Origin of the sequence: Microcoleus vaginatus FACHB-2002 (assembly GCF_040004035.1) — a bacterium.
In the GTDB taxonomy this organism is placed as follows: domain Bacteria; phylum Cyanobacteriota; class Cyanobacteriia; order Cyanobacteriales; family Microcoleaceae; genus Microcoleus; species Microcoleus vaginatus_C.
Genome location: NZ_JAMPLN010000004.1, coordinates 1 through 26922 on the forward strand (window position 1 = coordinate 1; position 26922 = coordinate 26922).

Consider the following 26922-nt stretch of genomic DNA (forward strand, 5'->3'; position numbering starts at 1 on the left):
GGTGCGCTGATGAGGAAACTGGTGCATTTGGCTTTTGGGATTTTAAAATCCCAAAAGCCTTTCGACCCAAATTATTTACTCGCGACCCCTTGACAGTTCAAGACAGTATCTACAAGCCTGAATTTAACAGATTTAAGATCACCGCATAAACGAACCGACAACACCGTTTAAATCTTCAGCCAAAGGATTTCCCAAAGCCTTAAATTTCCACTCGCCGCCTTCTCGATAAACTTCTCCCATCAACATATTTAATTTTCCTTCATAAGAAGGGTCATTTGACAAGCGATAGCGAGCTATTTCTTTCCCGGCGGCATCTACAGCCCTCACAAAAGCATTTTCTACCAAGCCAAAATGCTGTTTTCTCTCTTTCCCATTGTAAATATTAACTCCCAAAATTATTTTGTGATATTGTGCTGACAAAGAACTCAGTTTCACCAATATTTGTTCATCATCTCCCTCTCCCTCTCCGGTGAGATTGTCGCCTGAGTGCACAACTGTTTTGTCCTTTGACTCTAAATGAGAGTAATAAATTACATCTTCTTTGTAGTTCTTTAATTTGCCATTTTCTCCCAGCAGCAGAGCGTAGGAATCTAAGTCAAAATTGGCACCGCTGCTTCGCCCGAAAAGACCTTTTTTAGCTTGTGCAACATCCCAGCCCAAACCCATTGTCAGTCTGGATAAGTCGTATTCGCTTTTGCTGAGAACGATTGATTGTCCTTTTGTCAAGTTGATAGCCATAGTTTTGTGATTGTGTAAGGTTTATTTTGAAGTTGAATGATTGCCCTAAGCTAGCATTTTGTTGGCCGACAAAAGCTGTTTCTAGGGTAAGAGATTTTTGAGTCGTGCTGATTTTACCCAATGCGGATATTCGGTCGTCAACAGATCGTATAATTCCTCATCGGCAATATGTTCCGGGTCTTCTAAACTGAAGAAATCGGCGTTGTCTAGGTAGCGATCGCCCATTTGGTCAAGCTGCTCTAAAAAGCTAAAATCGCTCGCTACGGCTCTTGCTAACCACCCTCGAACTCCCTTACTTTTGACATCTTTCTGCGACTTACCGATCGCCATAAACTGCCAAAATATCGGCTCATAGGACGACCATTGTAGCTGCTGCTTGCTTTCCGACTCGTCCGCAGTTTCTCCATCAGTTACAAACATCACGTAGACAGGTCGATCGGCTTTCATAGCTGCGTAGCGCCTGCTACCGCGACCATCAGGAAAATAGAAGTTTCTAATTTCCTTCATCACTTTACCGTAGTAAGTACCTCCTTCTAAAGGATACTGTTGCAGTATATGGTGGATGAAATTTGAGAAATTGTCGATCGACATTTCACCGGGATTGTGGGGGTTGACTCCAAACAGAAATATGTCGATCGCTGCGTTGTCATCAAACCGACATCCTAAAGCCAAAATCTTCTCGGCCAAACGCTGAATTTTTCCTGAACGGTATAGGGAAGACATGGAAGCCGAAATATCGAGGCAAAGCGCTACTTGAGCATCGTGATTGGTGAGATTTGCCTTTTTGAGCGAGATATCGGCTTTCTTCGCGAGATTGAAAATGTGCGGCGCTTTCTCCTCAAGCTTTTTGTCTAATGCTATAGCTTTCTGACTTTTGTGGCTATCTTCAATAACTGGTAATTTAGGCAGTTCTACTGTAAGTTGTGCTGGCTTTTCTTGCTGTTTAATCTCAGAATGATACTTATCAACAAAACTCTGCAATCCTGCTTTATATCCTTGTCCTACGGCCTGAAATCTCCAAGCTGCATCTTTTTTATACAACCGTCCGAACTCGACTGCTGTTTCTTCAGAAAAAGCTTCTGTTAAATCATACCGCGCTAGTTCGCTGCCGGTTTGGCGATCGTACAATCTGATAAAAGCATTTCTGATTTGGCTGAAATTTTGATGTTTAGCGTGTGCGTCGTGAATCGTGACCACAAAAACCATTTCCTCAACAGCCGGCGTTACTTTTTCTAAGTCTACATAAATTGTCTCGTCATCCCCTTGAGTTTGACCAGTTTGATTATCTCCCGAATGGGCGATCGCTCCGTCCGGCGACTGCGAGTTATTGTAAAATACAAAGTATCTTTCATCGGGAATTTTTCCATCCGAACCTAATGCAAAAACCGAGGCATCGATATCGCAGCTTTGCGGGTTTGAGTCCGATAAACTTCGTTCAGTTGCTATTTCCCAACCCAGGGCGATCGCAACTTTTGTTAAACTTGGAGATGTTTTAGAAAGATTAAATCTTTCGCCCTTCTTTAATTGAATGCCCATCTGGTTTGTCACCTCATGAGTCTGGCTTAAAATCGAGGGAAACATTCCGGCTTGCGAATTTCCCCTCGATTTCTTTAGCTAGGATCGATCGACCTTTTATCAGGCGTACTTATCTACAAAGCTTTGCAAGCCTGAATTGTAGCCTTGTCCTACAGCTTGAAACCTCCACTCACCGTCTTTCTTGTAAAGTCTGCCAAACTCTACCGCTGTCTCCCTAGAAAAATCCTCGTCCAAATCGTACTTCGTTACCTCTGTGTTAGTAGTAGTGTCGTAAATCCTGATAAAAGCATTCCGCACTTGACCGAAGTTTTGCCTTCTCGATTCTGCTTCGTGGATAGTTACCACAAACACAATTTCTTCCACCGCCGGATCGACTTTAGTTAAATCGACGGTAACTGTTTCATCATCGCCAAAGCCTTCTCCGGTTCTGCTATCTCCCAGATGTATTACAGCAGTGTCCGGCGACTCCTTGTTGTTGTAGAAAACAAAGTATTTTTCGCCGGGAATTTTGCCCGTAGCCCCCAACATAAACACGGAAGCATCTAAGTCAAATGCTGCGCCTGTGTCTGTAGCATTGGTATCCCATCCCAAACCAATCCCGGCATTTTTCAGCCCAGGTGCTTCTTTAGATAGATTGATTCTCCCGCCTTTTTCCAAATTGATAGACATTCGCCCTCCTATTCACAACATCACTGGCGTTACTACTAGCAATTATATCAAGTGTTATAGTAAGTTGACAATTTGCTTTTGGTACTCGTCCTCTGTGATTAGTTCGTGGGTATTTTCCACTCTGTCTAAAAACACGATTCCATCTAAATGGTCGTGTTCGTGTTGAAAAATTCGGGCCACAAAGTCTGTCAATTCTTGTCGGTGGAGTTTGCCGTCTCTACTGGTGTATTCTATCTCGATCGCCCTACTTCTCGACACCAATCCCCGAATCCCCGGAATGCTCAAACAGCCTTCCCAGTCTTTGACTGTCTCTGTTGATGCAGCCACAATCCGGGGATTAATCATCGCTGTGGGTTCCATGTGGGGTGCTTGAGGATAGCGCAGGTTGGGGCGCGATGCGACAATGAACAGGCGATCGGACTGAGCCGCTTGAGGGGCGGCAATCCCCACTCCGTTTGCCTGCTGTACGGTACAGATTAAGCTGTCAATCAACTGTTGAATGCGATCGTCCTGAATATTCTCAACAACTTGCGACGGGCGGCGCAGCACGGGATTTCCTAATTGTGAGATTTGTAAGAGTTCTGCCATAGTTATTGGTTAGTCGTTATTGGTTAGTGGTTATTTGTTAGTGGTGTTAAGTTAAGCCTGGAAGCATTGAAAAATCTCGTTTTCCTCTGAGGTCTGATCCCCCTAAATCCCCCTGGTTGTTGGGGGACTTTGAGAAGAATCTTGTCCCCCCCTTTCTTAAGGGGGGTTAGGGGGGATCAGAGCCTAATTGTCTAACCGCATTCTTTGACTGGATTTGATGTTAAGTTCACATCAATGGGTAATGGGGAATTAATTTTCCTTCTTCCTTCTTCCTTCTTCCTTCTTCCTTCTTATCGAACTTTTTGAACCGGCAAACTTCCCGTTTTAACAGTCAAATTAACTATTTGCCCGTTGCGGTTGATTTCCATTTGCAACATACCGCCAACCTTAGCATTTTGCACGAACTCCTGAACAGCTTCCGACTGAATAATCGGCTGATTGTTAATCTTTTGAATCACATCTCCAGCGCGCAAACCTGCCGCCGCAGCGGGAGAATTAGGAACAACGCTAACAATAGCCACACCCCGATCGACTGCAACTCGTAGGCTGCTGTTAGCGTTGCTGTTAATTTGCTGCTTAACCTCTGGAGTCAGCGTCGCCATTTCAATTCCCAAATAAGCGTGTTCGACTTTCCCCGTCGAAATCAGTTCCTTCGCCACCTGTTGCGCCGCCTGAATGGGAATCGCAAACCCCAATCCTTGAGCACCTTGAATAATCGCTGTATTCATGCCAATAACTTGGCCCGAAGCATTCAGCAGCGGGCCGCCGGAATTCCCCGGATTAATTGCAGCGTCTGTTTGAATAAAACCGACCCGCTTGTCGGGCACGCCCACATCAGAGCTTGATCGTCCCGTAGCGCTAATAATCCCCGCAGTTACGGAATTGTCCAAACCCAAAGGATTGCCGATCGCGATCGCCCATTCCCCAGGCAACAGCTTATCCGAATTGCCGATCGCCACCACAGGCACATTATTCGCCTCAATCTTCACCACAGCCACATCCGTCACCTTATCCGCCCCCAAAACCCGCCCCTGAAAGCTGCGGCCGTCCTTGAGAGTTACATTTACCGTATCGGCTCCCTCTACAACGTGAGCGTTAGTGAGAATCACGCCGTCGGCACCGATGACAAAACCCGAACCAGTGCCCCGTTCGATCCCGCCCCGGCCACCCGAATTCGGTTCTATGCCAAAAAAATCTTCCGGCGACAGCCCTCCATTTCCCGGTTTCACCCGGCGCGAAGCATCGATCCGAACCACTGCCGGGCCAACTTTTGCCACGGCAGCCACAATAAAATTCACATTAGTCCCGTCGCCCGATAAGGAAGCCGGCGGCAAGACTTTGCTAACTCGATCCTTTGTATTAGGAGGCAGTTGCAATTTAGGTTCCAGCGCCCTTTGTCCCGAATCGCCAGAATTTGCACGAAATTGAGAAACCGTCAGACGATCGCCCAACATGGCGGCCCCGGCTCCCGTTACCAGCAGCAATATGTAAATTGCCGGTTGCTTCCAAAATTTGCCAGTAGAACTCTTCATTGCCATGTTTTAAGGCTTTCCTGCCAAATCTAAATATTTGCTGAGCAGCTCCCTGATACCTGGTTTGGGCTGCAGAGCCGCCAAATTTTTGGGCGATGGCGTCGGGCCCCGCAAGCTACGGCAGACTCCCTTAAACTTTAGCATCTGAGGACTAAACTCTCTAGAGTAGAATTAATATCTTGAATGCCGATCGGCAGAGGTGAGCAGTGGACATTCCCCTCGAAAGTCTGTGGAATCAGATACTTGAACGTCTCCAGGTACAACTGAGCAGACCTAGCTTTGAGACGTGGATCAAAACTGCCAGGGCCGAACAACTCGAAAATAACTGTTTGATAGTCAGCGCCCCCAACCCATTTGCTCGCAATTGGTTGCAAAAATATTACGTCAAAACCATTGCCGATGCAGTCTACGAAATTCTCGGCTATCCCGTAGACATTTACTTGACCATTGCCGGAGGAAACGAAACAGGCGGCAGCGATTCCGCCATGATTTGGCCCTCCCCCATCGCCGATATGGAAAACCACTCGCTTCACCCCCCCAAACCCGCCAATTTAAACCCGAAATACGTATTTTCCCGCTTTGTCGTCGGTTCCAACAACCGCATGGCCCACGCCGCCTCCCTCGCCGTAGCCGAGTCTCCGGGCCGAGAATTCAATCCCCTATTTTTGTGCGGTGGCGTCGGTTTGGGCAAAACTCATTTGATGCAGGCGATCGGTCATTATCGCTTGGAAATTGACCCCAACGCCAAGATTTTTTACGTTTCTACTGAGAAATTTACTAACGATTTAATCGCCGCCATTAGGAAAGATAGTATGCAAACTTTCCGCGATCATTATCGAGCAGCCGATGTTTTATTAATAGATGATATCCAATTTATTGAAGGCAAAGAATACACTCAAGAAGAATTTTTTCACACTTTTAATACTTTGCACGAAGCCGGAAATCAAGTAGTTTTAGCTTCCGATCGCCCGCCGCAGCAAATCCCACGCCTGCAAGAGCGTTTGTGTTCCAGATTTTCCATGGGATTAATTGCCGACATTCAATTGCCAGACTTGGAAACTCGGATGGCAATTTTGCAGAAAAAAGCTGAGTATGAAAATATGCGGCTGCCCCGAGATGTCATTGAATACATTGCTTCTAGTTACACTTCCAACGTTCGGGAATTGGAAGGTGCTTTGATTCGGGCGGTAGCATATCTTTCAATTACCGGTTTGCCGATGACCGTGGAGAATATCGCCCCGGTTTTGAACCAGCAAACTGAAAGCTTAGAGGCGACGCCAGATGCAGTAATTGCAGTTGTGGCTGAGGAGTTTGATGTTTCTGTTGAAGATTTGAAAGGCATTTCTCGCAGGCGAGAAATTAGTCTTGCCCGTCAAGTAGGGATGTATTTAATTAGGCAGCATACTGGTTTGAGTTTGCCAAAGGTTGGCGAAGTGTTCGGCGGCAAAGATCACACGACTGTGCTTTACAGTTGCGACAAAATTGCTCAGTTGCGGAACACTGACCCGAATTTGGCTCAAACTTTGCGTCAGTTGAGCGATCGAATTAATGTTGTCAGTCGCAAAACTTGAGAAGAAGTCAATCGATTTTAGATTTGAGATTTTAGATTAAAGAATTGAAGCATTGACCCTACGGATAAATTCGGGGGCAAGTTTCATCGGATACAGGTTTTTTATTTCTGGACGGATGAATCCGGGGGCTTGTATCCTGGATGCTTTCGGTCAGTTGTCAGTTGTCAGTCAGTTGTCAGTTGTCAGTTGTGGGTTGTCCAACCAATGACTCTATGCAGCGATTTCAAGATCCGCATCATCGAAGGGGTAACTCTCCGATAACAGACAATCTCTATGCGTAGCAGCTTGCCTGTGGAAAAACCTGTGGAAAAGTTGCCCTCGGTTTGTGGAAAACTTTACTCGATCGCCCGAAACAGTTTTTGCACAAAAATGGGCGGGCGATCGACCGCAACAGCTTTTCCACAAGTTTTCCACAGGTATTTATTACCTAGAGGTGAGGCCCAGCCAGCAGTTAGCTTTTTTTTCCACAGTTTCCACAGGGCGATCGACACAAAAATAATTCAATAAATTAAAAAATACTAGCGATCCCTGCACACCCAACACAGATAATTAGCAACGCGCCCTGACCTCAGAAACCCGGTTTCTACGAAGATTTCTCGTTTTTAAAGACAAAATTTTGCCTAGAAACCTGGTTTATAGCCCCATACTTAACCCCTACACACAGAAAAACCGACCCGCCGGCTTTCTGTGATACGATTTGTTTCTGTTTCAAATCCGGTTAATTAACCTTCCTACCATGAAATTGGTTTGCACCCAAAGTGACCTCAACGCCAACCTCTCGTTGGTAAGTCGGGCCGTTCCCTCCCGCCCGACACATCCGGTACTCGCCAACGTGCTCTTAGTAGCGGATGAGGAAAATCAGCGGGTTAGCTTGACAGCTTTCGATCTCAGTTTGGGCATTCGTACCAGCTTCGCAGCAGAAGTAACAGGCGGCGGCAGTTTTACCATACCCGCTAAATTACTCAACGATATTGTTTCGAGACTCCCAGATGGAGAGATTACTTTAGAAGACGAAGCCGGAGACACCGTAGCATATCTCACTTGCAGTTCTGGCAGCTACCAAGTTAGAGGCATGGGCCCGGAAGAATTCCCAGAATTGCCCGCAATCGAAGCCGGAACAATCCTCAAATTACCGCCGGAAGCCTTGATAGAAGGACTCAAAGGAACTTTATTTGCTACTAGCCCCGACGAGGCAAAACAGGTACTTGCAGGCGTGCATTTAAAGGTATTGCAAGATTGCTTGGAATTTGCAGCTACAGACGGCCACAGATTGGCAGTAGTTCAAACTGCAAATGAAAAAGCTGAAGGCGAAGAAACCCAAGAAGAATTTGAGGTGACTGTCCCCGCTAAAGCATTGCGGGAAGTAGAAAGAATGTTGGTGATGCGGCAGTGGACTGAACCTGTAACCCTGCATTTTGAACACGGTCAAGTAGTGTTTGAATGGGCCGACCAGCGGCTGACAACCCGCACCTTGGAAGGGCAATATCCCGCCTACCGCCAGTTGATTCCGCCGTCTTTTGAGCGGCAGATTACCTTAGAAAGGCGATCGTTCTTAGCAGCAGTTGAAAGAATTGCCGTGTTTGCAGACCAAAAAAATAATATTCTCAAATGCAGCATCGACGAGGAGAATCAGGAAATTACTTTGTCTGTAGATGCTAAAGATGTCGGCTGTGGCAAAGAGTCAATGCCCGCACAGATTTCGGGAGATAGCATAGATATTGCTTTCAACGTGAAATACTTAATTGACATTTTGAAAACTGCTCAATCCCCAGAAATTCAACTGCAATTAAACGGTGCTCTTGCGCCTGTAATTTTTCAGCCTTTAGGCGGAGTTAATGCTACATTCTTGGTAATGCCAGTGCAGCTAAGAGCTTAAAAAGAGTCAGTAGTCATTAGTCATCAATCAACAGTCAACAGTCAACAATCACCGATGCTGCAACCCGAATAGATCTAATTCATCGGCGTTAATCTGTGTTTATCTGCCCTCATCTGCGGTTAAAAAAAGAGAATTTCTCGGCCGCAGATGACAAGGGCTTGACGCTGATTCACGCAGAGGTCGAGAAGAGAGATAGAAATAATTCCGATGCTAATAGATTAGATATGACTTATTCCTTCAAATCAATGGCAACAAAATTTCAAATTCAGTACCTGTACCGGGCGTAGAATGCAAATTCAACTTGCCTTTATGCTTTTCCGTAACAATTTGATGGGTAATTGCCAACCCCAAACCGGTACCTTTCCCCGCAGGTTTAGTGGTGAAAAATGTCTCAAAAATTCGCCGTTGAATTTCTGGCGGAATTCCCGGCCCGTTATCGGCAATTCTGATGGCTATCCAAGCGTTATTTTGATTTTTTTCGGCTGCTTCGGGGCTAAAGCCGACGTTTTGGCAGGCGGATGATAGCTGTTTTGCATTTTGTCGATCGCCCATAACATAATTTTGAATTAATTCCGAATTCACGCAGTCTCCGTCAGAACTATCTATTACCTCAGTTTCAATAGTAATCGCAGGCATAAAATCTTTTTCTGCTTTTACCTCTTCCAAAGCGTCGATTGCATTGCTGATGATATTCATAAATACCTGGCTCAACTGACCAGAGTAACACTTGACCAAAGGCAAGTCCCCATAGTTTTTCACTACTGTAAACCCGTACTTCAGACGGTTTTTCATAATTAGCAGCGTACTGTCAATACATTCGTGGATGTTAGCTTGTTTCAAGTGGGTTTCGTCCATGTGAGAAAAGGTGTGCAGGCTGGTGACGAGTTCGGTCAGCCTCTGTGATGAAACTTTCATACTTTTGAGAATTTCCACCCAATCTTGTTGCAAAAAATCAAATTCTATGTGTTTTTTGAGGTGGTCAATTTTTTCGCTGTCACCCACAATCTGTTCGTAAGCAGACAACAACTCCATGATGTCTTTCGAGTAGTTGGACAAAAAGCCGAGATTTCCGCTGATGCAGGTGACTGGATTTCTAATTTCGTGGGCGACTCCAGCTACCATCTGTCCCAAACTGGCTAGTTTTTCGGTTTGAATTAGTTGAGATTGAGTTTGCTGCCTCAGCAATTTTGTTGCGAGTTCATGAATGTTGGATTGGGCTACTAACAGTTCGTGCACGTCTAGCAAACTATAAGTTTGAGGCGACACTTGAACCACAATCGGTTCGTAAAGCAGTTCTTTCGATCGCAACAGCGACTTCCTGGCTGCATCCACGATTAAAGTATTGCTGGGAAAAATTAAACTCTCAGTTTCGGCAAAGCGGTACAAAGCCCTCACAGGTCGCTTTAAAAATAATTCTCGCCCAAAAGGACGGCTGATAAATTCTAAAAATCTCCGCCGGGAAATCATGCCTGCAAATTCACCTTGATGGGTCACAATGACTCCCGGTAATAGCGGATTAGCTTCTAACATCTGAGAAATTCTCATTCCCCAATCCGTAGCTTCTACCTGAAAATCGTAAAGCGACAATTGTTGGAGAGTAGAGTCTAAACAAAGTTCTCCTAGGTCAGCCTCGGAGATGGGTTGGACTGGTATTTCTACGCAGGAGGTATTCAACATAAATTTATCAGCACGCTTTTTTGGGGTTCTATTTGCCAGCAGACATTCAGCTACCAAAGCTCAGCAGGTGAGTTGCTGAGTGCTTTGACCGGCATCCCCCTGGCAAACTGCATTTTAAATTACACAAAAAACTGACTGTAGCAAGGAAAATTTTACCACTTAAAGTATTAGGCAAGATTGAGGATCACCGAGATAAATGCGCCCTGGTAATTATACCTGACTTTATTTTATACTGACTTGAGCGGTATTAACCCTGGTTTCGACTATTTAATTATTCATTAATCTTAAGCTATCGTCTTAACCTTTTGTTAATAAATTATTATGCTGAGAAATATAATTAATTGATAATAGAAGGAAATCGGAATTGCCCGATCGCCCACGCGATGCAGCCCATCAGCAGACAAGTTAAAAGCAGCAATTCGCGGGGTCGCGTCCCGGAGTTTTAGCTTGCAATCGCGATGGCGGGACGCCTTGCAAGCTAGGGTATTTGAGGCGATTTTATCCCATCTCCCCGATCAATCCGGTACTCGCAACCCCCCCGTAATTCTCAGCCAGCGACACACCTGCCAGTGCGTCCCCTATAGGTTTGTAGTAAAAACTAAAGTCATCGCTACAAACAAATTTTATAGCGAGCGTTATATAAAACAGTTAGCCTCGCCCGCAATCTACAAAATCTGTCTTGGCATTTGTTCTACAATCAATTATTGTTAACCGAAAGATCCATTAAATTTGCGACGGTTGGTCGAGTCAATTAGTGATGGGCTGTACGATGCGGATATAATAAATTATTAGTCACAGTTAAACAACTTTAACCCGTCTAAATTATTCAAAATATTAGCATTGATTCAATTAAAATGTCTACAAATTCCAGCAAAAAAAATGCTAAAAAAATTAACTAGATCTTAACTTAGTGCTATGCTTTGGTATGATATACAAGGAGTTCTACCAAAGACGTATAACTAAATAGCAATCTACCAGTAGGTGATCGATGCAACCCGCCCTGACAAATCAGTTAAACAATGCTTTCACCCTGTTTCTCAGCTTGTTAGTAGAAGCAATACCTTTTCTGCTGCTGGGAGTCTTATTCTCAGGTTTGCTGCTGGGCTTTGTAGACGAACGCAAACTCGTATCGCGCATCCCGCGAAACCCGCTGCTGGCGGCTTTGATGGGCAGTTCGATCGGCTTTTTGTTTCCCGTGTGCGAGTGCGGTAACGTGCCCGTAGCCCGCAGGTTACTGATGCAGGGAGTGCCCGCACCAGCCGCGATCGGCTTTTTGCTCGCAGCCCCCACCATCAACCCCGTGGTAATTTGGGCTACTTGGACGGCATTTCGCGATCAGCCAGAAATTGTAGTTTTGCGGGTGGTATTTTCTCTGTCTATAGCCACAATTATCGGCTGGGTGTTCAGCGCCCAAAAAGACTTGCGGCCTCTGCTGCACCCCTCTGTAGCCCGCGCTATCCCCCTGCCAAAACCAGATTTTTCCGAAAAAGAGCTCGTCCAAGCCAACACTCCGCTGCTGTTGCAGTCAGGAACTTTTATGCTCGGTCAGCCGGGGGGGGTGGTGCCGATCGAATCTTTGCTACAAGACGACTGGAAGCCATTACCAACAGGCAAAACAGAAAAAACCTCGAAACGTTCCTCGATGTTCCACCCTGTTTCTAAAGAGCGTCTGCGCCTGCTTTTAGATACTATGGTACAGGAGTTGCGCGAATTGGGAGGAGTGTTGGTAATCGGAAGTGCGATCGCAGCCATCATTCAAGTTGGCGCCCCCCGCGAACTAATTCTCAACCTCGGCCAAGGCCCCGTTTCCTCGATTCTAGCCATGCTGCTCTTAGGCGCAGTCGTATCGATTTGTTCTACCGTAGATGCCTTTTTTGCCCTGGCTTTTGCTGCCACATTTACCAGCGGTTCGCTGTTAGCATTTCTCGTTTTCGGCCCGATGATTGACCTCAAAGGCATAGGTTTAATGCTGTCAATTTTTAAAGGTCGAGCCGTAGTTTACTTAATTGTATTGGCCGCTCAGTTAACCTTTTTAATGACCCTCGCTGTCAACTTGCATTTAGGTTAATAAATGAGCTGGGACAGACAACTAATACCATTGTAGATTGGCGATTTTCAATTACCTTGCTCCCCGACACGGAAGTCACGGATAGGTATTTTTGTCTTTTCCTTCTTCCCTCTTCCTTCCCAATCACTTTTAAAAAATGAATCTTAAAAAAATTAGCCCCTGGCTGGACGCCCTAGCTATCTTAGCGTGGGGAATACTGCTTCTTAAATATTGGATCACCGGCAAGTTAAGCATTCTCATTCATCCCAATTACTTTGGCTTGACTCTAGCAGGAGGAATCGGCTTAGTGGTTATTGGCGGGTTAAAAACGTGGGAACTCGTAAAACTCGATCGCACCACAAAGCAATCGCGGACATCACCAGCAAATAACTCTCTGAGAATCACAGAAGTTGAACACGTTACTTTGTTTCCCCCCAGTATCGGCAGCACTTTAATGTTGAGCGTCGCATTAATTGGTTTATTAACAACGCCACGCACATTTACCAGCCAGACAGCATTAGAACGAGGCCTCACCGAATCCCTGCCCATCACCAGACTGCAACCCCAAGAATTTCGCAATACTACAAAACCTGAACAGCGATCGCTCGTCGAATGGGTGCGGCTGTTAAATTTCAACCCCGAACCAGATACATACAAAGGTCAAAAAGTCAAAGTTCAAGGATTTGTAATTCATCCCCCTAACCTAGCAGAACAATATATGTGGATCGGGCGTTTTATCATTACCTGCTGCGCCGCAGACGCCTATCCGATTGGCTTGCCAGTAAAATTACCGATCGGTCAAAGCCGCACCACCTTTGCCCCAGACAGTTGGCTAGAAATAGAAGGAGAAACGATCGTAGAAGAACTGCAAGGCAAGCGCAAATTAATCATTCAAGCATCCTCCCTCAAACCAATTCCTGAACCAAAAAACCCTTATGATTATTAGATGGGGAGTAAGTATGAGATTGAATTTTACCTTGATTCCTAGATGGACAGTCTAGACCCAACCTCCTTCTACAGATGAAGATACGGTAAAGTCAGCTATAAAAGTGCCAGCATCATCCTGTAGGAGTTGCAAATAACAAATTCAGCAACTACACTCGTAATTAGGAAATAAATTCTGAGTATATGTCATCAGAAAAAAAATTAGCTATCAAAGGTGCTGCCTGGACGATCGCCAGCTATGGAAGCAGTCAAATTATCCGATTTGGCAGTAACTTAATCCTGACGCGTCTGCTTTTGCCCGAATTATTTGGTCTAGTAGGTCTAACCTACGTTTTTATAACAGGGATCAACTTATTTACAGACATAGGTTTGGGCCCAAGCATAATTCAGAATAAGCGCGGGGAAGATCCTCAATTTCTCAATACCGCTTGGACACTGCAAGTTATTCGCAGCTTGTTCATTTTCCTTTGTTTGGTTATAATTACCCAGCCCGTTGCTAGTTTTTATGAAGAACCCCGTCTTCTGTGGTTAATTCCAATAATAGGTATAAATTCCGTAATAGGAGGGTTTAAATCCACTGCCACAGCCAGCCTAGAACGCAAAATGGCAGTGAAGAAAGTAGTAATTTTTGAGTTGGGCATACAGATTGTTTCTACAACAGTGATGATTGTCTGGGCCTGGTTCGATCGCAGCATCTGGGCGATCATCGTCGCCGGCTTTACTGGAGCTTTCATGGAGTTAGTATGGAGCCATTTCTTGATTCCCGGCAAGTCCAACCGCTTTGCTTGGGATAAAGCAGCAGCTAAAGAAATATTTTCTTATGGAAAATGGATATTTTTGTCTACGGCTTTGTTTTTCTTGTGTTCTCAAGCCGATAGACTCATCCTCGGGAAAATATTTACTTTAACAATGTTGGGTATTTACGGAATCGCTTTTACCCTGGGGGATATGCCGCGCCAAGTCATCATCGCCATTAGTGGCCGGGTGATTTTTCCCTCAATTTCTATGCTGGCAGAATTGCCGCGGGAAGAGTTGCGCGCCAAGATCCTCAAGAACCGCAAGCTAATTCTAATACCATTAGCCGTAGGTTTAGCAATTTTTGTGAGCTTTGGAGATCAGTTAATTTTAATACTGTATCGGAAAGAGTATGAGGCTGCATCTTGGATAATGCCAATCTTGGCGTTAGGTATCTGGCACACCACCCTCCACAATATGATGGGTTCTTGTCTGTTAGCCGTAGGGAAGTCTCAGTATCCAGCTATGGGCAATCTGCTGACTTTTGTGAATCTATGTATAAGTATACCGCTGGGATACCACTTAAAAGGTAATTTAGGGGCCGTGATTGCTGTAGCTCTCGGCGACCTTCCTACCTATGCAGTAACTAACTACGGTTTATGGAAAGAAGGACTAACTTGTTTTTGGCAGGATATTCAATTAACAGGGTTGTTTTTAGGGGTGCTGGCAACTCTACTTTGGTGTAGAGTGGCTTTTGATTTTGGTCTGCCAATCGATAAAATATCACCGATGGATTTAGTTCCAATCAATCAACTGTTTCAGTAAACAAAAAGGAGATTGTCTATATGTCAGCCGCACATAATACAAGAAGAAAAGTAATGCACTTTATCTTTTTACAAATGGCTCTGTTACAAGAAATATCGCGAGTAGCCACGAGGTATACTAAACTGATGTTTTTTTATCAAAGAAATCGCATTATAAATTTATTCAAAGAAAACGAACCGACCGAAAAAGAACGCCCTAAAGTCTTTGCCGCTGTCGCACACATTACATCAGTTGAAGAATCTAACAATCCCGAAAAAGCCGCAGCAAAAATAGAGAGACTCAGGCACACAATAGATGGACTATTGACGAGTTTTGCTCATTGCGACCTGACTATTACTATCCAAACTCTACCGAACAGGCACGTTACAGCCTACTTACCTGAATATCAAATTAAGTGCATTCAGATACAAGAAGGCCCTGAATGCGATCCCATGTTTGTAGAGTTTAGACTTCAGGAAGAATTTGTCGAAAGAGTAGAAAAATTTGACTGGTTTTTATTCATAGAAGATGACATTGTTTTGTACGATGCTTTCATTCTAGAAAAATTAGAAAATTTTAACCGACAAAGCGGGTATGAGAATGCTATTCTTTACCCAAACCGTTTTGAAATGTATCAAGGAACCAAGAGATACATTGATTTGACCCTAGAGCCGCCAGTATTGTGGAATCAGCTATCTAGTGTAGAGATAGAAAGTGTAAAATTTGCTGAATCTAGCCATACTCATTCAGCATTTTACTGCTTGTCAAAAAGCCAGATGAAACACTGGATAAAATCAGGTCGCATCTTCAAAAATCAAGTAGTGAGTGTCGGGCCTTTAGAGAGTGCAGCAACTTTTTGTCTTTTGGAATGTTTCTCCATATATAAGCCTCACCCGTCAAACTTAAACTATTTTGAGGTCAGGCATTACGATAGCAAATATTCTAAGCTATATCCTGAACCGGAATCGCCGTATACCCTATCAGCGGTTAATAATAGTTCCCACACGCCAATCGTCAAGGATTCGTGAAAGGGATCTAAGTAGTGGTCATGATTATTAGTAGGATGGGTAGATCGCCAGCGTTACCCCTCAACCATTAAAGAATTAGCGATTTGAAATTTGAGATTAAATTAAAAATCTAAAATTTCAAACAGTGTTGAACGCAACTGGCACAATGGTAGGGTGCTCTACTTTTCTCAAAGCCTCTCTCGATCGAGCAATTTTTAGCTCTGAGGCATCCTAAAAAGTAAAATCTATAATTTCACATCTCCACTCGGTTGATACTGTTGGAAGTGCCGCATACTCCACGGATTTAAGCTTGTGATTTTAATTCAGTCCTGGAGACACCAACACTTTCAGAAACCGAGTTTTTTACCAAGATACTTCGCTGCATTCGTTTTCGCTGGTAAAAAAAAAATCCGAGGGTCGGGAGTACGCCCAAAGCAGTAAAATTTAAAAGGAAAAATTTGGCAGTTAATTTTCAGCAGAAAGTAGGAGAGAAAGATTTGTGAGTATTTTTAACAAAAAAATTAATCCTTCACCCTTCGCTAATCTGCCATTCAAACACCCGATCGACCGCACGGCGATCTTCCTCATGCTAGTGCTGAGCGTCTTAATCGGGCTGCTGCTGCTGAGCGGCGATCGCACAGCACCCAGAGTGCGAGAATTTACCTGGGAAAACAAACAAATCGGCGCCGAAGATACCGGCTTTATCCTCACATTCTTTCGGCCGATGAACCAGCCCACCGTCGAGGAAAACTTAAAGCTAGAACCCCCCCTCCCCGGTAAATTTAGTTGGGCTGGAAGACGCATGGCTTACACGCTCAAAAATCCAGCACCCTACGGCGTTACCTACACAGTCCAACTCGCCGGAGCAACCGATAAGTATTTCGGAGAAAAAAACCAAAATAAAGGAACGCCAATGCAACCGTTTAGCAGTTCGTTTCGCAGCCGCGATCGAGCTTTTGCTTACATCGGTGTCCAAGGCGAAACAGAAAGCAGATTAATGCTAGTCAATCTCAGCAGCAGCGAATCGAAACCGATAGCGCTGACTCCCAAAGATTTAGTTGTCACCGATTTTAAACCGTATCCCGACAGCGATCGCATTTTATTCTCAGCCACAGATCGATCGATCGCCCGTACTCGCGGCACCCTCAATCAAGAACTATTCACAGTCACCACCGGTCTCAATCCCCAATCGGGCTCAGGAACTCAACAAAAATACCCAGCCGGTAGAATCGACAAAATCTTAGACTCCAAAGATTACCAAAACCTCAAATTCGACCTCTCAGCCGACGGAAAAATCATAGTTGTCCAGCGCGTCAACCGCCGCAATCCCGGCGATTTCAGTCCTTGGATTGTGGAAGAAAAACAGGCGCCCAGACCATTGGAAAATGAACAAGGCGGAGATTTTATGATTCGCCCCGACAGCAAATCGATGGTAATATCTCAAAAACAAGGATTAGCGATCGTCCCCCTCAAACCGGAAGCAGACCCAGTAGAATTTTTGCCAAAATACGAACAAGTATTGGGGATGGCCCGCGACAACTCTGCCGCCGCCTATGTTAAATACAACAGCGACTTTACTCGATCGCTTTTCATCTTAGATAACCAAGGTGTAGAACAAGAAATATTGCGTATTCCCGGCAGCATTATGGCCGTTTATTTCGACCCCCGCAAAAACGAAGACAACCAAGTTCAGCGTCTCTACTGTTTGTTAGCCCAGCGCCTCAAAACAGAAAGCTATAAAGAACAGCCTTTCATCGCCACCCTCGACCTCAAAAAAGAGGGTACTCGTTTGGTAGGAACCATCAAACCGCTGCTAATTTTGCCCAACCAATTAGATACCCAAATCAGTTTATCTCCCGACGGGCTGGCATTAATTTTCGACCAATCAGTCACAGCAGCAACTCCCTCAGCAGCAGACAGTCCCCGCAACGATAGTGGACAGTCGATCGCCACCAGCCGCCTCTGGCTGCTACCCTTAGTAGATATAACCGCAGACGGTTCTCGCGCAAAAGTACAGCCAGAAGAACTTCCCTTTGCCGGCTATCACCCCCGCTGGCTACCATAAATCAATTTGAGATTTGAGAGCGCACTGCTGACTAATGACTGTGACAAATCTAAAATCTAAAATCTAAAATCTAAAATCCTTATGACTCCCGAAGAAATTAGCAATACCCTTAAAGACTTATTTGGTGACAGTGTTGAGATGCCTGCTGCCACTTCTTGGCAAGTAGAAACCCCCAATTTTCGCCTGTTAGTCCTCCTTTCAGAAGACGGGAGTTGGCTGCGGATTTTGCTACCGATCGCCGATGCCCAGGAAGCTCAACCATTTTTTGATAAACTCCTAGAAGCTAACTTTGACACCACCCTGGAAACTCGCTACGCCTTACATCAAAACGTTTTGTGGGGAGTATTTCAGCACAGTTGTGCCACACTCGCCACCGCCGATTTCTCAGCCGCCGTCACCAGACTGCTGGCTTTGCAAGAGAGAGGTTTGTCTGACTTTTTCGGCGGTTTGATAGAAAGCCGCATCCGTCAAATCATCAAAGCTGCGAAGATGCAGGGACAGTCTGTGGAAACTACCCTTCAGACTTTAGACCGTTTCTACGCAGAGGGATTGATGGGTGAAATGGAACTAGGGCGAGAGTCTCGCGAAAACACTCTCGCCGCTTGGCGGTATCAGCTAGAACGCCTCTGGCCGGAGGTGGAACCCTAAGACGATTGCAGATTGCAGATTGCAGATTGCAAAAAACTTACTACCATCGAGGTTGAAAGTTGCCTAAAGTTGCATTTCTTTTGAGTGGTATAGCAACCGCCAATACGGTTAGAACGTTCTTAATTGCATTAACCCTTGGGGAACATTGCTTCTTCCTTCTCTCGCGACGATAACTAAAGCCTTCCATCCGTTACATTCGGTTACATCCTCAGAAAGCGAATCCGTGGCCGAACTTCCTTTGGTCTGGACCCTAGTCTTGACAATTGGAGCCTGCAAGCCCCTTAGACGATGGCTAATCCGGGCCGTCGAACCCTCGAAGGATGCCCGTATATTCACTGATAACCCGCTCGCGCTTCTCCAATTCCCTTCTATCACTGTAAAAATGGTATAACTTATCACAATAATTCGTTATAAATATTAAAATTTTTCGGAAAACAGGCGATCGCAGGTATATCATGGTAAAAAGTTTACAGCAGAGATCAGTAAGTTCCACAAAAGCTTCGATCGTTTAATATTGACTTAGAAACAAAATCTTTAGCAGACAATGCTACTGCGATCGGGTTTTCCCATCGGGTGATCTTGTAATTTGACAAATTAGCAACTACCCGCTACCAATTACCAGTTACGAATTAATAGCAACTTAAGTTGTCCATTAATACAATATTTAACAGGGGTTTCATCTATGTTTGCTGTGCGTGAGACTAGCTCGGAGTTATCAGTGTTGCATATACCTGAATTTTGTACTTGGAACATCTCCTTAGAATCAACTCTCCTAGACCTGCCACTTTCCAACTGCCAAATTGAATTAACTCAACAGGCAAAAGAAGTAGCCCAGGCTTTTGAAGAAAATTCGATGCTTCCCGGCGTCATTTTGACAAATGGGGGTAATTTTGTCGGCATCATATCCAGGCGTCTATTTTTTGAAAAAGTTAACCGCCGCTACGGAGTAGAAATGTTTTTCAAGCGACCAATAGAGGTGCTGTACAAGTTTGCCAAGCCAGAGGAACTCGTACTTCCCGCCAGTAAATTAATAGTAGAAGCCGCCCACGAATGTCTTTACAGATCGGCAGAATTAATTTACGAACCCGTAGTAGTGGAAATAGCCCCCCAGACCTACAAGCTGTTAGACGTACACCAATTAATGGTCGCTCAATCAAGAATTCACGAATTAACAAATAAGTTACTCCACAAACAAACCCAAGCCAAACTCATCCAAACAGAAAAAATGGCTAGTTTGGGGAGGATTGTAGCAGAAGTAGCCCACGAAATCAGAAATCCGCTGAACTGTATTTGGGGAAATTTAACTTTTCTGCTGTCCTATTTTGAACACTTGCTTCAGCTCATGTCGGTTTATGAAGAAGAATATTCGGCACCCTGTCCCCGAATTGAGGCCCTTAAAAAAGAAATTGAATTTGATTTTTTACAAGAAGATTTACCGATCACCTTAGAAGGGATGGAGTTGGGAGCCTCGCAATTGCTAAAAATAGTTAACGGGCTGCACCACTTCTCTCACATGGACGAGACAAAACCAGCCGAGACAGACATTCACGAATGCGTGGAGATGACGCTGTTAATTTTGAAAAACCGCTTTAAAAACAGCATAGAAGTGGTTAAAAATTACGGCGAACTGCCGCTAGTTAGCGGCTACTCCGGTCAGTTGAGTCAGGTGTTTTTGAATTTGTTAGTTAATGCTCTAGACGCCCTGACAGAGTACGCAGCAGATCGAGAAATACAGACCGAGTGCCGGGACAACTGGCAGCCTCAAATCGAAATTACCACTAAAGTTATAGAAACCGAACACGGCAAGCGGGCCGCAATTTGCATTGCCGATAACGGGCCCGGCATTGCCCCAGAAAATCACCAGCAGATATTTGACACCTTTTTTACCACTAAAGCTGCAGGCAAAGGCAGCGGTATGGGGCTGGCTATCTGCCATCAAATCGTCACAGAAAAGCACGGTGGCCAACTGAGAATGCGATCGCAACCAGGTAAGAATACTGAATTTGAAATTCTCCTGCCTATAGTTGGCACAAAATGATTAACTTAAGAATATTCTCGGTTGTTTGCTCCTGCGGTGAAATGATAGGGTAGCTTAGTAGTAGGTTCTCTATTCACTTTCCCAGCGTTTCGGCAACTAAAAGTTCCAGTGGCAAATAAATTCAGTTCCAAACTCCTTGGCCCTTCACTCTCCGAAGGCAGCCATCAAGACCTTTCCCTAGAGTCTACCCTCTGGGATTTGCCCCTGTATGACTTTCAGGTTAAATCGAGCTGCTTGGCCGTGGCAGTTGCCGAAATGTTTGAACAGCATCCCCTAGTGCCGGGAGTAGTCTTGATGGAAGCAGGAGAGTTTGCTGGCATGATATCCCGCAGGCAACTGCTGGAATATTTGCTCAAACCCCAAGGCCCAGAGCTATTTTTGCACCTGCCACTAAAAGTTCTCTACAGTTACGCTCGCGTCGAAATATTATTAGTCGCAGAGAGTACAACGATTTTGGCAGCAGCTCCACAAGCTCTGCGTCGATCGCCCGAATTGCAGGCAGAACCGATCGTCGTCCAAATAGACTCCCAATCTTACCGCCTCTTAGACCCTAACGCACTAAACATCGCCTACTGGCAAATTCGTGGCATCGAAACTCAAGTCCGCTACGAAAGAGCCCAAACTCAAATGATTCAAAGCGAAAAAATGGCTAGTTTAGGGCGTTTAGTCAACGGAGTAGCCCACGAAATTTTAGATCCAGTAGGCTTTATCTGGGGGAATTTAACGTACGTAAGCGACTACAGCAAAAACTTGATGGAATTGCTGTCAGTTTACGACGCATACTGTACTGACCCCCCGCCGGAAATAGCACAGCTCAAGGAAGAGATCGACTATGACTTTTTGCAAAACGATTTCCTCCGAACTGTTGCCAGTATCAAATCTGGAGCCGAACGTTTGAGCAAGTTGGCAACCAGTTTGCAAAACTTCTGCCACATCGACGATATTTATCCCAAACCAACCGACTTGCACGCCAACATAGACAGCATACTTTTGCTGCTCAAAAGTCGTTTGACCAGGGAAATTAAAGTAGTGAAAAACTACGGCTACCTGCCGCCAGTTCCCTGCTATGCGGGTCAACTAAACCAAGTATTTATGAATATCTTGACCAATGCTATTCATACATTAATTAATGAAGCAGTCGGTCAAGAATTGGCGAAAGAGTTCAAAGGTGGAGGACTCAGAGACGCCGCTCGCCAGCCTAAAATTGAAATCACAACTCAAGTCTGCTGTCCCGAACCGGCGCCGGATTTAGATAAACTTCATGTTCGGTGGGTTTCGATTTGCATAGCAGATAACGGGCCAGGGATGTCACCTAGCAAGTACAAAAAAATCATAGAATCATTTTCTACTGAAAAACGCGCCCTCAAAGAAACCAGTTTAGCAGTTAGCTATCAAATAGTGACGGGCAAACACGGCGGTGCATTCAGAATGCGATCGGAATTAGGCAGCGGCACTGAATTTGAAATTTTGTTACCGTTAGCTTAAAGAAGGAAGAAGGAAGTTCGGCAACGGATTCTGTAACGGATGTAACGGATGTAAAGGATAGAAGGAAGAGGGAAGTTCGGCAACGGATTCTGTAACGGATGTAACGGATGTAAAGGATAGAAGGAAGAGGGAAGTTCGGCAACGGATTCTGTAACGGATGTAAAGGATAGAAGGAAGAAGGAAGAGGGAAGAGGGAAGAACTTACAGTGTATTCCTGATTTATGAAGTACAGGACACGGCACTGCGGTTTCCCTACCCCTTATCTGTACTACACTCAACGGAAAACTGCTGTAACAGTCAACAGTCAACAGTCAACAGTCAACAGTCAACCATTATCTAATTGACTGCCGCACATTTTACAAAATCTAGCATTAGCATCGTGTACAGACCAACCGCAACCTGTACAAACAGCTTCTCCGTGATTAGCACTTTTAACTAATTGTTTAATCAAATCCCCCAATTGCCAAGGAATCAGAGCAATTCCCGTCAAAATCATCAAAATAGTCAGAAAACGACCGGATTCCGAAATCGGAGTAACATCGCCAAATCCCACGGTGGTCATCGTGACAACCGAGAAATAAACAGCATCCAAAAAAGTTCCAAAACTTTCGGGATTGGCCGGATGCTCGACTTGATAAATCAAACCAGAATAAACAAAAATTATTGCCAGTAAAGTAAACAATATCCGAGCAAAAATTACCCCATCTTCGCTGCTGATGCGGAAAATAGAAATTTTTAATTCCAGAAAGCGGATGAGTCGGAGAATTCTAAACCAGCGAAAAATTCGGATAAAACTAACGTTGACAAATCCCAGTAAAAATGGTAATATTGCCAGCAAATCAATGATTGAAAAAAAACTAAAAATAAATTTAACTCGATCTTCGGCACACCACAGCCGCAATAAATACTCAACTGCAAAAACGATTAAAAGAACGGTATCGAGAGTTTGGAAATTAATTCTAACAGCTTGGGAAAGCGGGTAAGTTTCGGCGATGAAGCTGGCGGAAGATAAAAGAATGAGTCCGGTAAGAGTTAAATTGACGGTTCTGCCAATTGGGGTTTCGATGTCTTCGAGATAAAATCCAATTTGCGATCGGGTTAACATAGATGAGATAATTAATACCATTTATGAGGTAAGGGAATTATCGCATATGAGTATCGAATTAACTAAGGGTGAAAGGTTCAATCTTTCTAAAGAAACTCCTAATTTCAGTAAAATTGCGATCGCCCTAGGGTGGCAAGTCAGTCAGAAAGCACAAAACTGCGACATTGACGCATCTGTTTTTATGTTAGCGGCAGATGGTCGCATTCCCGATGAAAAGTATTTTGTATTTTACAACAATCTGACCTCGCCAGACGGTGCGGTGCGGCATTCGGGAGATAGCAGGAATGGACAACTTGAGGGAGATGATGAGACTGTTTATCTAGATTTGAGCAAAATCAATGCGGCGATTCAGGAAATAGTGTTTGTGGTGACTATTCACGACGGACAGGAAAAAAATCAAAGTTTTAGTCAAGTTGAAAATGCTTTTATCCGGCTTTACAATTCAGAGAATCTTAGCGAATTGGTTCGGTACAATTTAAATCAGATATTTTCCCAAGAAACGGCTTTATAATTTGGACGTTTGTATAAGAAGAATGGCGAATGGAGGTTTCAGCCGGTAGGACAGGGATATAATGCCGGGTTGCAAAGTTTTGTAGATAAGTATTATGTTGAAAAGGCGGTTGAGAAAATCTCGAATGCTGGGGAGAAGGTTGATGATGCTGAGGTTTTGAGGCAGTTTAGCGATCGGGTGGATAAGCTATTGCGGGAAGAGGCGATCGATCAGACAGCGCTTCCAGTATCTAGCGAAGCGGTAGAACAGCCGGTGGCTACTCCTGTAAATGCGGATACTGTGCAATATCAGGAAGAGGAAAAAATAGATAATTCTGCACTAGAAAATCTGGAACCCGTTATCAGTGCTGAGGAATTTTGGAAACGGTATGAAGACGGAGAACGCGACTTTACAGGGATTAACCTAGCGGGAGTGGATTTAAGTGGCAAAACTCTCGACTCTAATGTCAGTCTAAGTCAAGCAAACCTGAGCAGTGCCAATCTAGCAAATGCAAAATTGACTGGGGTAAATTTGATCGGAGCTAACTTGCAAGGCGCCAGCTTGAAATCAACAAACTTGCAAAGCGCTGATTTAATTGAAGCTAATTTAAGCGGAGCTAACTTAACCAAAGCTGCATTATATTACGCAAGACTTATTCAGGCAAATTTGAGTCAAGCCAACTTAAGCGAAGCAAAGTTGGATCAGGCAAACCTGACTACAGCAAACCTGAGTAAAGCCAACCTAGTGCAGGCAAGTCTAAGTAGTGCTAACCTGACAGGAGCAGATTTAAGTCAAGCGAAGGTAAGTAAAGTCAACCTAAGTTATGCAAACCTCAGTGGCGTTAACTTCAGTGGCGTTAACTTAAGTGGGGCAAATTTAAGTGCAGCCAACTTGGATGGTGTTAACCTAACAGGGGTAAGTTTGCTTGGAGTCAACTTACAGAGCGTTAATCTGAGTGGGCAAAACTTGAGTGGCTTTAATCTCTCTGGGGTTAACCTACATCGAGCAAACTTAAGTGAAGCAGACTTAACTTCTGCAAACTTGTGTGGTGCAAATTTGAGCTATGCAAACTTAGAAAAAACTAACCTGAAGGAAGCTAAACTGGTTGGAGCAAATCTGGACAATGCAAAACTCGCAGGTGCAATTATGCCAGATGGCACAATTCACGAATAAAGTCGATGCCAATATTAAAGAGCAAGGTGGGCAATTTATTGGTGTAAATTTAACGCTCTTTCCCGAAGTCCGCCAGGGGTTTAAACCTCTGCCGGACTTTCGGTTTAAGTTGACAACCAATGGCTGGCATTGCCCACCCAAAAAATAGAGTATGATTAGTATTAAATATCAAATACATAGATTGTCGATGAATGAATCTGACACGGAAATAATAGAATCTACCCTCAGATGGATGACCGAGTTTGTCGAGTTACCGCATCCAGTTTTCAGCGATTTACCGATTTGTCCCTTCGCTAAAAAGGCACGCTTGGCTAATCAAATTTTATTCAAAATCGAGCGGTTTTCAGCGCTGACTGAGTTCGATCGCGATTCTGCCATAATGAAATCAATTTATGAATTTTACAATTCGGAATTTGAAATAATGGTAGTAATTAATCCCGAAAAAACTGCAATTAGTGCGCCCGAAACTAAAGAATTGATAGACAAATTGAATAATCAGATTTCAGAGTTGGGCTTGCTGGCTTTTCACATCCATCCCGAAGAAGATTTTAATATTGACGGGCTTCATACTAGGAGGATGCCCTATCCGGGCTTCACTGTTCAAGTAAATTCTAAGCTGAAGCCAGCTTCCGATTCTTTAGAGAAAACTGAATATTACAAAAATTGGACTGCCGAACAACTAAAAAATTTCGGGATTCCGAGAAATTGACGATCGCCCGCCCTCCCCGCGCATCTCTGTGCCATTACAATTAATTCAGCAAAAAATCTTTACAGATAAGAACTCATGCAGCTCAAGTCAACAACCCGCCATATTCGCATATACACCGCCATCCTCGAAGACAACGAACTCGTACCCAGCAATGACCTTTTGACCCTCGACATTGACCCAGATAACGAACTTAACTGGAACGACGAGTCAGTCAAACAGGTACAGGCCAAATTCGACCAACTCGTAGACGCTTACGAGGGCGAAGATTTGACCGAGTACAACCTCCGCCGTATCGGTTCGGAGTTGGAACACTTGGTACGATCGTTCCTCCAAAAAGGCCAAATCAGCTACAACCTCAACAGCCGCGCTCTCAACTACAGCATGGGATTGCCTCAAGTTGATTCCAAAGTTCACCTGTAAGGGCGATCGGGCGATCGGCATTTATGTCAACTTAAGATTGAAACCCATAATAAAGGTCGCTTGTAGCTGATTTTCGCTCCCTCCTACTCCTCTTAATCAGGGGAGTACGGGGGGAAAAGAGGGTTCTGTTTCGTCTCTCGCTTTCGGGATTGAGGGGAATTTAGACTTGGATACCGAGGAAAGATGGAGATGGGGAGAATTGAAAAAAGCTGCTTTTATTCTTCTTCCTGCTTGTTTCTGACTCCTGACTCCTGACTCCCGGCTTCTTCCTTCTTCCCACTGCCCTCGGATTTCTCCCGCGCCTCCCCAGCATCAACCGGAGAATGTGGAACGCGATCGCGTTCCAAAAACTGTTTAACTGCAAGTTGGCGGTTGGTCATAAACTGACCCCAAGCGCCGGGAAACATCCCATCCAAGGTTTCCACCAGCGCCCAAACCTCAAGATTCATCACTTTGTAATAAAAACTGTGAGAATGTTGAATGCTAGTGAGTATTTCGTCTATTTCAACTGCAGGCAGTAGCTTCGGAGCGGGCAAATTCTTGGGAAAGGCGCTGGGTTCATGTGGGGGCATGGTTAAATACTCAACAGCTTGCAGAGGCCGGTCAGTCGATTTTAGATTTTAGATTTTAGATTTTAGATTGACTCCACAGATGGATCTGCGGGCTTGAACTAATATCTAATTTTTTTGCTCTCCACGACTCGTGTCGGGGGATTGCATCCGTCAGTAGATGTGAGATGTTAGATTGTAGATTTTATACTTTAGATGGACTCCACAGATGAATCTGGGGGCTTTTATCCGTCTTTGGGTCAGGTTAAATTTAACTTTACTTCCGAAACTCGGACAAGAGGCAATGAACACCCTTGGCGAGAAAACCGAGAATTGATATTTATTTATACCTGTCGGGTCAGGTGATTTCTACCTAGCTGCATCATACCATTATAGTTAGTCTAAAATTTCAATTCCCTTTAGTGCTGCGATTTCTTCGGAAATGGCCGCTATCAGGAATATGCTGAAAACAGGGTGATTTCAAGCCGAGGACTTGGGCCTGGCACGATCGTCTAA

The 26922-nt window shown here is 44.6% G+C and carries 22 protein-coding genes and 1 pseudogene; 15 read left to right on the plus strand and 8 right to left on the minus strand.

Translation table 11 applies throughout. The annotated features are described in order from the left end of the window. Positions 1-138: 138 nt before the first annotated feature. The 5 genes from NDI35_RS04395 to NDI35_RS04415 form a co-directional block, all read right to left on the minus strand. Positions 139-738, minus strand: coding sequence for a TerD family protein (locus NDI35_RS04395; RefSeq protein WP_445311652.1), 600 nt, complete (start codon positions 736-738; stop codon positions 139-141). 81 nt (positions 739-819) lie between these two features. After that, positions 820-2319 (minus strand): TerD family protein, encoded by a 1500-nt coding sequence (locus tag NDI35_RS04400; protein ID WP_445311653.1) that lies wholly within the window; start codon positions 2317-2319, stop codon positions 820-822. A gap of 54 nt (positions 2320-2373) precedes the next feature. Next, complete coding sequence (locus tag NDI35_RS04405) at positions 2374-2943, minus strand: TerD family protein (RefSeq protein WP_242724683.1); 570 nt, start codon at positions 2941-2943, stop codon at positions 2374-2376. Between the two features lie 54 nt (positions 2944-2997). After that, complete coding sequence (gene def, locus NDI35_RS04410; protein WP_445311654.1) at positions 2998-3531, minus strand: peptide deformylase; 534 nt, start codon at positions 3529-3531, stop codon at positions 2998-3000. Between the two features lie 290 nt (positions 3532-3821). Beyond that, the gene (locus NDI35_RS04415) at positions 3822-5063 is read right to left on the minus strand and encodes an HhoA/HhoB/HtrA family serine endopeptidase (RefSeq protein ID WP_445311655.1); all 1242 of its coding nucleotides are present in this window, start codon (positions 5061-5063) and stop codon (positions 3822-3824) included. Positions 5064-5269: 206 nt separating this feature from the next. On the opposite strand from NDI35_RS04415, the gene dnaA reads away from it, so the two are divergent. From dnaA to dnaN, 3 genes are all read left to right on the plus strand, one after another. Beyond that, entirely contained in the window at positions 5270-6634 is a 1365-nt protein-coding gene (gene dnaA, locus NDI35_RS04420; protein WP_445311656.1) for a chromosomal replication initiator protein DnaA, read from the plus strand. 325 nt (positions 6635-6959) lie between these two features. Further along, positions 6960-7133 (plus strand): hypothetical protein, encoded by a 174-nt coding sequence (locus NDI35_RS04425; protein WP_445311657.1) that lies wholly within the window; start codon positions 6960-6962, stop codon positions 7131-7133. Between the two features lie 237 nt (positions 7134-7370). Beyond that, positions 7371-8510, plus strand: coding sequence for a DNA polymerase III subunit beta (gene dnaN, locus NDI35_RS04430; RefSeq protein ID WP_006632140.1), 1140 nt, complete (start codon positions 7371-7373; stop codon positions 8508-8510). Positions 8511-8747: 237 nt separating this feature from the next. On the opposite strand, the gene NDI35_RS04435 is transcribed toward dnaN, so the two are convergent. Then, entirely contained in the window at positions 8748-10187 is a 1440-nt protein-coding gene (locus NDI35_RS04435; protein WP_445311658.1) for a sensor histidine kinase, read from the minus strand. Between the two features lie 988 nt (positions 10188-11175). Between NDI35_RS04435 and NDI35_RS04440 the strand changes: the two genes are divergently transcribed. From NDI35_RS04440 to NDI35_RS04475, 8 genes are all read left to right on the plus strand, one after another. Beyond that, entirely contained in the window at positions 11176-12255 is a 1080-nt protein-coding gene (locus NDI35_RS04440) for a permease (protein WP_445311659.1), read from the plus strand. A 136-nt stretch (positions 12256-12391) separates the two neighbouring features. Next, a complete protein-coding gene (locus NDI35_RS04445) occupies positions 12392-13180 on the plus strand; it encodes a TIGR03943 family putative permease subunit (RefSeq protein WP_445311660.1) in 789 nt (262 codons plus the stop codon). A 182-nt stretch (positions 13181-13362) separates the two neighbouring features. Then, a complete protein-coding gene (locus NDI35_RS04450) occupies positions 13363-14739 on the plus strand; it encodes an oligosaccharide flippase family protein (protein WP_445311661.1) in 1377 nt (458 codons plus the stop codon). Between the two features lie 20 nt (positions 14740-14759). After that, a complete protein-coding gene (locus NDI35_RS04455) occupies positions 14760-15746 on the plus strand; it encodes a hypothetical protein (RefSeq protein ID WP_445311662.1) in 987 nt (328 codons plus the stop codon). 478 nt (positions 15747-16224) lie between these two features. Continuing rightward, positions 16225-17790 carry an Ig-like domain-containing domain gene (locus NDI35_RS04460; protein ID WP_445311663.1) on the plus strand — a complete coding sequence of 522 codons (1566 nt, stop codon included), beginning with the start codon at positions 16225-16227 and terminating at the stop codon, positions 17788-17790. A gap of 81 nt (positions 17791-17871) precedes the next feature. After that, entirely contained in the window at positions 17872-18438 is a 567-nt protein-coding gene (locus NDI35_RS04465) for a hypothetical protein (RefSeq protein WP_445311664.1), read from the plus strand. A gap of 682 nt (positions 18439-19120) precedes the next feature. Next, a complete protein-coding gene (locus NDI35_RS04470) occupies positions 19121-20476 on the plus strand; it encodes an ATP-binding protein (RefSeq protein ID WP_445311665.1) in 1356 nt (451 codons plus the stop codon). A gap of 108 nt (positions 20477-20584) precedes the next feature. Further along, positions 20585-21961 carry a sensor histidine kinase gene (locus tag NDI35_RS04475; RefSeq protein WP_445311666.1) on the plus strand — a complete coding sequence of 459 codons (1377 nt, stop codon included), beginning with the start codon at positions 20585-20587 and terminating at the stop codon, positions 21959-21961. Between the two features lie 325 nt (positions 21962-22286). On the opposite strand, the gene NDI35_RS04480 is transcribed toward NDI35_RS04475, so the two are convergent. Further along, on the minus strand, positions 22287-23087 hold the full coding sequence (locus tag NDI35_RS04480; protein WP_445311667.1) for an ion transporter: 801 nt from the start codon (positions 23085-23087) through the stop codon (positions 22287-22289). 25 nt (positions 23088-23112) lie between these two features. Here NDI35_RS04480 and NDI35_RS04485 point away from each other — a divergent pair. The 4 genes and pseudogenes from NDI35_RS04485 to NDI35_RS04500 form a co-directional block, all read left to right on the plus strand. Continuing rightward, a pseudogene (locus tag NDI35_RS04485) lies at positions 23113-23658 on the plus strand (TerD family protein); the annotation flags it as partial. Between the two features lie 330 nt (positions 23659-23988). Then, a complete protein-coding gene (locus tag NDI35_RS04490) occupies positions 23989-24729 on the plus strand; it encodes a pentapeptide repeat-containing protein (protein ID WP_445311884.1) in 741 nt (246 codons plus the stop codon). 187 nt (positions 24730-24916) lie between these two features. Then, entirely contained in the window at positions 24917-25438 is a 522-nt protein-coding gene (locus tag NDI35_RS04495) for a DUF1415 domain-containing protein (RefSeq protein ID WP_445311668.1), read from the plus strand. A gap of 75 nt (positions 25439-25513) precedes the next feature. Beyond that, complete coding sequence (locus NDI35_RS04500; RefSeq protein ID WP_445311669.1) at positions 25514-25858, plus strand: NAD(P)H-quinone oxidoreductase subunit M; 345 nt, start codon at positions 25514-25516, stop codon at positions 25856-25858. A gap of 215 nt (positions 25859-26073) precedes the next feature. On the opposite strand, the gene NDI35_RS04505 is transcribed toward NDI35_RS04500, so the two are convergent. After that, the gene (locus NDI35_RS04505) at positions 26074-26430 is read right to left on the minus strand and encodes a hypothetical protein (RefSeq protein ID WP_445311670.1); all 357 of its coding nucleotides are present in this window, start codon (positions 26428-26430) and stop codon (positions 26074-26076) included. Positions 26431-26922 lie beyond the last annotated feature (492 nt).